At 36.4% G+C, this 1,199-nt stretch carries 1 protein-coding gene; it reads right to left on the bottom strand.

Going from position 1 to position 1,199, the window contains the following annotated elements; genetic code table 11:
• Complete coding sequence (locus D0T84_RS22240; RefSeq protein ID WP_163310102.1) at nucleotides 1–1,077, bottom strand: IS4 family transposase; 1,077 nt, start codon at nucleotides 1,075–1,077, stop codon at nucleotides 1–3.
• Between the last annotated feature and the right edge of the window lie 122 nt (nucleotides 1,078–1,199).

The raw sequence follows: 1,199 nt of genomic DNA on the forward strand, positions 1-1,199 counted from the left end.
CTAAGTACATGACAAAAATTTAAAGATATCAATATCATTCTGATTATTAGCATTTAACAACACTTGCATTATGTGATTAAGTCCATATTTGAAAATAGATTTGGCTTTTCTTCCATGCGTTTTGATGGTGATCGGTATTTTTTGGTGCAGGAATATTCCGACTTTGTAGCACCATACAAAAGCAATCATTACCAACAGCAGTAGTTTTTCGACACGTTCAATATCTCTCAGATGTGTATTTTCAATATCAAATCCGCTTGATTTGAGAGCCTTGAAACACATCTCTATCTGCCAGCGTTGCTTATAGTAATCTTGAGCCTGTTCAGGTTTGTTGAAAGAAACAACAATCAGAAAATCATCGCGCATTTTGCATCCGCTGATGTAGCAATATACATTATTGATTTGAATTATCTTGGAGTAATAATGAAACTGATTAACATCCAGATGGTTGAACAAGTGTGAGGCTTTAATCATTTTGTTCTTATCAGGCAAATACACCTTGAAGTTATTTCTGATGCGTATGTAATATCTGAGTTGTTTCCGGTTAAGGTAATCAAGCCAGTCTTTACCGACAAACTCCCTGTCAGCCATAATTGCACCAATAGCTTCTCTGCCGAACAATCCGATAAAACGTTCGACCAGAGCAATCCGTTCTGCGCAATTACTGTTGCCCCGTTTGGGAAGCATTGTGAAAAGCAAGGGAAAAGCTACTCCCTGATAGACAACTCCCAGCATGAATATATTTATATCAACTTCTCCAAACTTCCAGTTGGTACGGTCAATAGCCAACATAAGGTTTTTCTTTTGGGGCAAAAGATTGAATATAAGCATAGCTATAAGATTCGGATTAAATTCAAATGAGGCTATAAAACGCTGAAGCCGGCGTAAGGATGATTCCGGTTTTGCTTCTGTATTGAAAGCATTTGCCAGCTTCTCGAAGGTTACGGTTTGGACTATACATAGAGCCTTGACGAAGTGGCTGATAAGTTTTATACGAGCCAAATTGATTTTTCCTCCTAAATGAGAATACAATACTGCTGTTAATTCACTACTTTTGTCTGAGACCTTGGTTTGCATATCGTAAATAAAAAACCTGCTAAGTTTTCTTTACAAGATACTAAAAATCAAGGTCTTATCCAAAAAATCAACCATCTATTTTGCTGATTGTCAGTAAAATAGATTTTTTGTCATGTACTAAA

The sequence above is a fragment of the Dysgonomonas sp. 521 genome, assembly GCF_010501055.1.
In the GTDB taxonomy this organism is placed as follows: domain Bacteria; phylum Bacteroidota; class Bacteroidia; order Bacteroidales; family Dysgonomonadaceae; genus Dysgonomonas.